The sequence below is a fragment of the Streptomyces sp. O3 genome (assembly GCF_054788135.1).
On the sequence record NZ_JBTVYK010000070.1, the window covers coordinates 24,221 to 31,595 of the forward strand.

Genomic DNA, 7,375 nt, shown 5'->3' on the forward strand with positions numbered 1-7,375 from the left:
CTCAGGCTCCCTTCTTCCGCGGCTTGAGGGGCTTTCGCGTGCGCTGCGCCGTTCGCGTCGTCGCCTGCCTGGCCTGCGCGATCGCGTCGGTGATGTGCGGGTAGGCGGCACATCGGCACAGGTTGCCGCTCATCAGCTCGGGCACCTGTTCGGCGGGCACGTCGGGCGACTCGGCCAGCAGGCCGACGGCCGACACGATCTGCCCGGACGTGCAGAACCCGCACTGGAAGCCGTCCTGTTCGATGAACGCCCGTTGCATCGGGTGCGGTTCGCCGCCCTGGGCCAGGCCCTCGACCGTGGTCACCGCGCGCCCCTCGTACATCACGGCCAGGGTCAGACAGGACACCGTCCTGCGGCCGTCGACCAGGACCGTGCAGGCCCCGCAGGCGCCTTGGTCGCAGCCCTTCTTGGGGCCGGTGAGCCCGATCCGCTCGCGCAGCGTGTCCAGCAGGCTGGCGCGGACGTCGACCTCGATCTTCTGGGCGCGCCCGTTGACGACGAGCGCCACGGTGGCGGTGCGGGGCGCGGCCCCGGCCGCCTCAGCCGCCCCGGTGCTCCCGGTTCCGGCGGCTTCGGCGGCTTCCGCGGCCGCGCGGCTCTGGGCCGCGGCGGCTCGTCCGGGCGCGGCCAGGGCGGCGGCTCCGGCCACCCCCGCGCCGGCGACCAGGACCGATCGGCGTCCCGGAAGCTCGGTTAACTCGTGTGCTGGTGACGTGCTGTTCTCTGGCGCCATAGAGCGTCCCCACGGTCTTGAAGGCATCCGACGGCCTGGCGGCCCTCCCAGCCGCCACCATAGCCAGAACTCTGGCAAGAGCCAATACTCTGCCGATAAAACAGCGGGTGGGTACCATGCCGCCATGCAGATGCCAGTCACCGAGCGTTTGGGCCACCACATCAAGCGGGTGGAACAGGAGCTCATCGCCCTGAAGCAGGCGGCGTTGAAGCCCGCGGGGCTCACCGTTCCGCAGTACACGGTGCTGGTGGTGCTGGCGCAGAACCCCGGCGCGTCGGCGGCCGCGCTCGCCCGGCTGTGTCTCGTCACCCCGCAGACCATCGCGACGATCCTGGTGAACCTGGAGAGCAAGGGCCTGGTCAGCCGGACCCCCCACCCCTATCACCGCAACGCCACCGAGACCCGGCTCACCGCCGACGGGGAGCGGACGCTGGCCGTCGCCGACGCCGCGGCGGTGGAAATCGAGCGTCGGCTCGGTGACGCTTTCACGGCCGATGAGCGTGCCTCGCTGGTCGAGTTGCTCGGTCGTTGCTCCGCTGCCTTCCACACGCTCGCCGAGCATGTGGACGGCGGACGGACGGTCCTGGCCCCCTTCCGCGGGGCGGCCGGCGACCCGGCCTGATCCACCGGGCCGTGGTTTCCGCACGCGGGTGCAGCGGGCAAGCCACATGGGTCCCACTCAGGAGGGGTAACCGTGATCGTTTGGATAAACGGCGCGTTCGGTGCGGGCAAGTCGGCCACCGCACGAGAACTGATCGAGCTGATCCCGAACAGCACGCTCTTCGACCCCGAGGTCATCGGCGCGGCCCTGCCGCACCTGCTGCCGCCCAAACACCTCGACGAAGTGGACGACCACCAGGACCTGGCTATCTGGCGCCGCCTCGTGGTCGACACCGCCGCCGCGCTGCTCGCCGAGGTGAGCGGGGTGCTCGTGGTCCCCATGACGCTGCTGCGGCAGGACTACCGTGACGAGATCTTCGGTGGGCTCGCCGCCCGCAGGATCGCGGTACGGCATGTGCTGCTCAGCCCGGCGGAAACGATCCTGCGCGCCCGCGTCGCCCGGCGCGGGACGGCGCCGGACGAGCCGGACCAGCGAGACGAGCCGGACGAGCGGGGCGAGCGGGGCGAGCGGGACGACCACATTCAGCCATACCGCGCCGCGCTCGGCGATTGGCTGGCCGCCGACGCCTATGTCCTGGACACCAGCGCGCTCACCCCTCGGCGTACGGCCGAGCGGATCGCCGACGCCGTCCGCACCTCGGACGCGGGGGCCTGCGACATCGTGCAGACCCCCGAGCCCACGGCTGAGACCGTCGCCGCCGGGGTGCTCCTCTTCGACGAGCGGGACCGCGTCCTGCTCGTCGACCCCACCTACAAGGCGGGCTGGGAGTTCCCCGGCGGGGTCGTCGAACCCGGCGAGGCTCCCGCCCGCGCGGGCGTACGCGAGGTCGCCGAGGAGACCGGCCTTAGCCTCGACCGGGCGCCCGGACTGCTCGTCGTCGACTGGGAGCCGCCGCGGCCGCCCGGATTCGGCGGGATGCGGCTGCTGTTCGACGGCGGACGGCTCGACAGCCGGGCCGCCGAGCGCCTCCTGCTGCCAGGGCCCGAACTGCGCGGCTGCCGCTTCGCCAGCGAGGAGGAGGCCGCCCGGATGCTGCCCCCGGTGCGCTACGAGCGGCTGCGCTGGGCCCTGCGCGCACGGGAGCGGGGCGCGCCGCTCTACCTTGAGGATGGGGCGCCCGTCGGCTGAGCGGCGGCCGCGGCCCGCAGGACCGCTGAGGCGTTATCGGTGACCGGGTCGCCGTGCCCGAAGCAGGCCGTCTGGGACTCCAGGGCCGCCAGCGCGCGGAACGAGGCGGCGGCCCGCTCCCGGTCCAGGTTGAACACGCCGAGCATCATCTGCCCGTCGACCGGTGACGCCGCGATGGCGTCACCGGTGGACAGCACGCCGTGGCGCGGCAGATGGAGCGCGATACTGCCGTCCGTGCGGCCGGGCGCGGGCAGCAGCTCATGGGCCGACCATACGAGTTCAGCCCGCCGCGTACGGGCTCTAGCGGCGCGGCGGTCTCAAGAGGCCAGGCTCGCCGCGTAGTTGCGCAGGAACAGCGCCTCCGTCACCGACAGCCGCCGTAGTTCGTCCGGGGACACGCTCTCGTTCGCCGCGTGGATCTGCGCCTCCGGCTCGCTCAGCCCGATGAGCAGGATCTCCGCATCCGGGTAGAGCGCGCCCAGGGTGTTGCACAGCGGAATGGACCCGCCCTGGCCCGCGTACCGCATCTCCTCGCCCGGATAGGCGACCCGCATGGCCTCGGCCATCGCCGCGTACGCCGGGCTCGCGGTGTCCGCGCGGAACGGCTGGCCCTGGCCGATCTGGTCGATCACCATCCGCGCGCCCCACGGGATGTGCGCCTCCAGGTGGGCGCGCAGCAGCTTGGTGGCGTCGGCGGCGTCCACGCCCGGCGGCACCCGCAGGCTGACCAGGGCACGGGCGCTCGCCTGCACCGAGGGGGTCGCGCCGAGCACCGGCGGGCAGTCGATGCCGAGGACCGTGACCGCGGGGCGCGCCCAGATGCGGTCGGCGACGGTGCCGGAGCCGATCAGCCGCACGCCGTCCAGCACCTTGGCGTCGGCGCGGAAGCCGTCTTCCGGATACTGCAGCCCGTCCCAGGTCTGGTCCCCGGTGAGCCCGTCCACCGTGGTCGAACCGTCCTCGGCGCGCAGCGAGTCCAGTACGCGGATCAGCGCGCCCAGCGCGTCGGGCGCCGCGCCGCCGAACTGCCCGGAGTGCAGATTGCCTTCCAGGGTGTCCACCTGGACCCGCAGCAGGGTCATCCCGCGCAGCGTCGAGGTGACCGTCGGCGTGCCGACCCGGAAGTTGCCGCTGTCGCCGATGACGATCGAGTCGGCCTTGAGGAGTTCGGGGTGCGCCTCGGCGTACCGCTCAAGGCCTCCGGTGCCCTGCTCCTCGGAGCCTTCCGCGATGAACTTCACGCTCACCGGGACCCCGCCGTTCGCCTTCAGGGCGCGCAGCGCGAGCAGGTGCATCAGCACACCGCCCTTGCAGTCGGCGGTGCCGCGGCCGAACCAGCGGCCGTCCCGCTCGACCAGCTCGAAGGGCGGGGTGACCCAGGCCGCCTCGTCCAGCGGAGGCTGCACGTCGTAGTGCGCGTACAGCAGGACCGTCGGCGCGTCCTCGGGTCCCGGCAGGAAACCGTAGACGGACTGGGTGCCGTCCGGGGTGTCGAGCAGCGCCACATCCGTGAAGCCCTCGGCGCGCAGCGCGTCGGCCACCCAGCTCGCGGCGGCCTCGCTCTCGCTCCTCGGGAACTGCTCGAAGTCCGCGACGGACTTCAGCGCCACCAGTTCGGCCAGTTCGGCCTTGGCTCGCGGCATGAGCGAGGCGACGGTTTCCGCTATCTGGCGGGACGGCATGGGCACGCTCCTCGTGGGTGCGACGTGGTACGTACGGTGCTGGTGAGCACGGCGAATGCGGTGCCGATCCTCCCACAGCGGGGGCACGGCGGCCCGAGGGCCTGTCCGCGGACTCCCGCCGTAGGATGCCGTGGACAGCAGCGGCAGCGAGCTTGACCGGGAGCGGCAGACCACGTGAGCAGCGAGAACCCCACCGGGCACCCGAACGAGAACCCCAGCGAGGACCCTGACGAGCGCGCCGCCGGGCAGGCGGCCGGGAGTTCGGCCGGGCAGGCGGCGGACGACACCCGGCGGGTGTGGGACGTCGTGGTGGTCGGCGCCGGTCCCGCGGGCGCCAGCGCCGCCTACGCGGCGGCGGTCGCCGGGCGCCGCGTCCTGCTCCTGGAGAAGGCCGAGCTGCCCCGCTACAAGACCTGCGGCGGCGGGGTCATCGGGCCCTCGCGCGACGCCCTGCCGCCCGGCTTCGACCTGCCGCTGCGCGACCGGGTGCACGCGGTGACCTTCTCGCTGGACGGGCGCTTCGCCCGTACCCGCCGCTCCCGGCAGATGCTCTTCGGGCTCGTCAACCGTCCCGAGTTCGACCAGCGCCTGGTCGAGGCGGCCGAGAAGGCCGGCGCCGAGCTGCGCACCGGCGCGACGGTCGCGCGCGTGGAGCAGCACGGACCGGCCGTCCCCGACCGCCGTACGGTCGCCGTCGTCCTGAACGACGGCGAGACCGTGCTGGCCCGCGCGGTCGTCGGCGCCGACGGCAGCGCCAGCCGGATAGGGGCCCATGTCGGGGTGCGGCTCGACCAGGTGGATCTCGGCCTGGAGGCGGAGATCCCGGTCCCGGCGCCCGTCGCCGAGGACTGGGCGGGCCGGGCGCTGATCGACTGGGGGCCGCTGCCGGGCAGCTACGGCTGGGTGTTCCCCAAGGGGGACACGCTCACCGTCGGGGTGATCTCGGCGCGCGGCGACGGCGCGGCCACCAAGCGCTATCTGGAGGACTTCATCGGGCGGCTCGGCCTCGCGGGCTTTGAACCGAGCGTCTCGTCCGGGCATCTGACGCGCTGCCGCGCCGACGACTCGCCGCTCTCCCGCGGCCGGGTCCTGGTGTGCGGGGACGCGGCGGGGCTGCTCGAACCGTGGACCAGGGAGGGCATCTCGTACGCCCTCAGGTCGGGGCGGCTCGCGGGGGAATGGGCGGTTCGGATCTCCGAGGCGCAGGACGCGGTGGACGCGCGCCGCCAGGCGCAGAACTACGCCTTCGCGATCAAGGCGGGGCTCGGCGTGGAGATGAGCATGGGACGGCGGCTGCTCGCCGCGTTCGCGCGGCGGCCGGGGGCGGTGCACGCCGCCGTGACGGGGTTCAGGCCCGCGTGGACGGCGTTCACGCGGATCGTGCGTGGCTCGACCACGCTCGCCGAGATCGTCCGGGACTATCCGCTGGCCAGGCGCGCGATGCACGTACTGGACCGGTCGCAGGCCCAGGGCGGGCGCGCGAGCGGCGCGGGGGCCGGTACGGGGGCCGGGGAGGCTGGGGAGACCGGCGAGGCTGGCGGGGCCGGGGCCGGAGCCGAGGTCACTTCCGGACAGTGATCCGGAAGACGGGGTGGTCCGGTGCGGCCGCGAGGATCTCCGCGTCGGTCGAGGCCGCCGTCACGCCCTGGAAGTAGCCGTTGACCTCCCAGCCCCAGCGCTCCAGATAGGTGCGCAGGATCCGGGCCTTCGCCAGGTCGTCGGGGATCTCGACGGCCGTGAACGCGCGGACCTTGCGACCGGTCCTCAGCTCGCCGCCGCCCGCGGCGCGCATGTTGCGCACCCACTGGGAGTGGCCGCGGGCGGACACCAGGTACTGGGCGCCCTCGTGGGTGTGCGGGTTGACCGGGACGCGCTGGAGGCGGCCGCTCTTACGGCCGACGACGGAGAGTTCGGCGGAGCCCTGGAGGCTGATCCCGTGGCGGGCGAGCCAGCCGACGAAGCCGTTCAGGCGCGTGGCGACGGGCCCGGCCTTGAGGTAGTACGGCTGCGACGGCGACGGCGTGGCGGATGACGCGGCGGATGCGGCGGATGGTGTCGGCATGGCGGCCTCCAGAAATGTGAGCACTGCTCTCGCTTGCGAGCAGTGTTCCACAGTGCCGTGAGCCGAATCAAGAGCAGTGCTCTCATTTGCGTGCAGTGCTCTGATCTCGGTGCGGTGCTCTGGCAGACTTGGGCCCATGAGCAGCACACGAGGCGCCAGGGAGCGCGCCCGCGGCGAAGTCACCGCGGCCATCAAGGACGAGGCCCGCCGACAGCTCGCCGCCGACGGAGCGGCCAAACTGTCGCTGCGCGCCGTCGCCCGTGAGCTCGGCATGGCCTCATCGGCGCTCTATCGCTACTTCCCCAGCCGGGACGCCCTCCTGACGGCCCTCATCATCGACGCCTACGACGCCGTGGGCGAGGCCGCCGAAACCGCGCACGCCGCGACCGACGGCGGCGCCCCCGCGCGGCGCTGGGTCGCCGTCTGCTGTGCCGTCCGCACCTGGGCGCTCGCCCACCCACACGAGTACGCGCTCATCTACGGCTCGCCCGTGCCCGGATACGCCGCCCCCCGCGACACGGCCGGTCCCGCGGCGCGGGTGGGCCTGCTGCTGATCTCCCTCGCCCGCGACGCCCACCAGGGCGCGGGCCTCGCCGTACCGCGGCTGCCCGACGAGGTGCGCCCGGAGGCCGAGCGGCTGGCCGCCGAGTTCGCGCCCGACCTGCCTCCGGCGGCGGCCCTGGCGCTGGTCGCCGCGTGGTCGCAGCTGTTCGGCCTGATCTCCTTCGAGCTGTTCGGCCAGTTCCACCGGGTCGTCGAGGACCGGGCGGCGTTCTTCGCCCACGCCGCCGCCCAACTCGCTCACACCGTAGGCTTGGTGAGCTCTCAGTCCCCGTGAGGGACGGCCGCCGGGCGCGCCTGGCGGCCAGCGGTCAGCGCCGCCGCGGCCGCGCCGACCAGGCCCGCGTCCGTGCCCGTCCTGGCCGGTACCACCGTCAGGTCGCGGACGAACGACAGGGTCGCGTAGTCGCGCAGGGCGCGGCGCAGCGGGGCGAAGAGGATCTCGCCCGCCGCTGCCACTCCCCCGCCGACCACCGCGATCTCGATCTCGACGAGCGCCGCGGTGGCCGCGATCCCCGCGGCCAGCGCGCGGGCGGCGCGCGGGCTCGTATACACAAAACCGAGCCCCCCCGACGCTACACGTCAGC

7 protein-coding genes and 2 pseudogenes are annotated in these 7,375 nt (G+C 73.6%); 4 read left to right on the forward strand and 5 right to left on the reverse strand.

What is annotated here, in order from left to right:
- Position 1: 1 nt before the first annotated feature.
- The gene (locus tag ACX6XY_RS26960; protein ID WP_460336117.1) at positions 2 to 733 is read right to left on the reverse strand and encodes a (2Fe-2S)-binding protein; all 732 of its coding nucleotides are present in this window, start codon (positions 731 to 733) and stop codon (positions 2 to 4) included.
- 124 nt (positions 734 to 857) lie between these two features.
- Here ACX6XY_RS26960 and ACX6XY_RS26965 point away from each other — a divergent pair, with 124 nt between their 5' ends.
- On the forward strand, positions 858 to 1,355 hold the full coding sequence (locus ACX6XY_RS26965; protein ID WP_460336120.1) for a MarR family winged helix-turn-helix transcriptional regulator: 498 nt from the start codon (positions 858 to 860) through the stop codon (positions 1,353 to 1,355).
- Between the two features lie 72 nt (positions 1,356 to 1,427).
- Positions 1,428 to 2,483: an NUDIX hydrolase gene (locus ACX6XY_RS26970; RefSeq protein WP_460336122.1), complete on the forward strand. Its 1,056-nt coding sequence runs from the start codon at positions 1,428 to 1,430 to the stop codon at positions 2,481 to 2,483.
- Here the strand turns inward: ACX6XY_RS26970 and ACX6XY_RS26975 are convergent.
- Both ACX6XY_RS26975 and ACX6XY_RS26980 read right to left on the reverse strand, forming a co-directional pair.
- Positions 2,453 to 2,731: pseudogene (locus ACX6XY_RS26975) on the reverse strand (MBL fold metallo-hydrolase); the annotation flags it as partial. The gene ACX6XY_RS26970 and the pseudogene ACX6XY_RS26975 overlap by 31 nt on opposite strands.
- Before the next feature lie 69 nt (positions 2,732 to 2,800).
- Positions 2,801 to 4,165, reverse strand: a complete 1,365-nt coding sequence (locus tag ACX6XY_RS26980; protein WP_460336125.1) for a M20/M25/M40 family metallo-hydrolase — start codon at positions 4,163 to 4,165, stop codon at positions 2,801 to 2,803.
- 294 nt (positions 4,166 to 4,459) lie between these two features.
- Here ACX6XY_RS26980 and ACX6XY_RS26985 point away from each other — a divergent pair, with 294 nt between their 5' ends.
- The gene (locus ACX6XY_RS26985; protein WP_460336137.1) at positions 4,460 to 5,743 is read left to right on the forward strand and encodes a geranylgeranyl reductase family protein; all 1,284 of its coding nucleotides are present in this window, start codon (positions 4,460 to 4,462) and stop codon (positions 5,741 to 5,743) included.
- On the opposite strand, the gene ACX6XY_RS26990 is transcribed toward ACX6XY_RS26985, so the two are convergent.
- Positions 5,727 to 6,227, reverse strand: a complete 501-nt coding sequence (locus tag ACX6XY_RS26990; RefSeq protein ID WP_460336128.1) for a nitroreductase family deazaflavin-dependent oxidoreductase — start codon at positions 6,225 to 6,227, stop codon at positions 5,727 to 5,729. The genes ACX6XY_RS26985 and ACX6XY_RS26990 overlap by 17 nt on opposite strands.
- Before the next feature lie 136 nt (positions 6,228 to 6,363).
- Between ACX6XY_RS26990 and ACX6XY_RS26995 the strand changes: the two genes are divergently transcribed.
- Positions 6,364 to 7,065, forward strand: coding sequence for a TetR/AcrR family transcriptional regulator (locus tag ACX6XY_RS26995; protein ID WP_460336131.1), 702 nt, complete (start codon positions 6,364 to 6,366; stop codon positions 7,063 to 7,065).
- Here the strand turns inward: ACX6XY_RS26995 and ACX6XY_RS27000 are convergent.
- Positions 7,053 to 7,328 (reverse strand): annotated as a pseudogene (locus tag ACX6XY_RS27000) (ROK family protein); the annotation flags it as partial. The gene ACX6XY_RS26995 and the pseudogene ACX6XY_RS27000 sit on opposite strands and share 13 nt — an antisense overlap.
- Positions 7,329 to 7,375 lie beyond the last annotated feature (47 nt).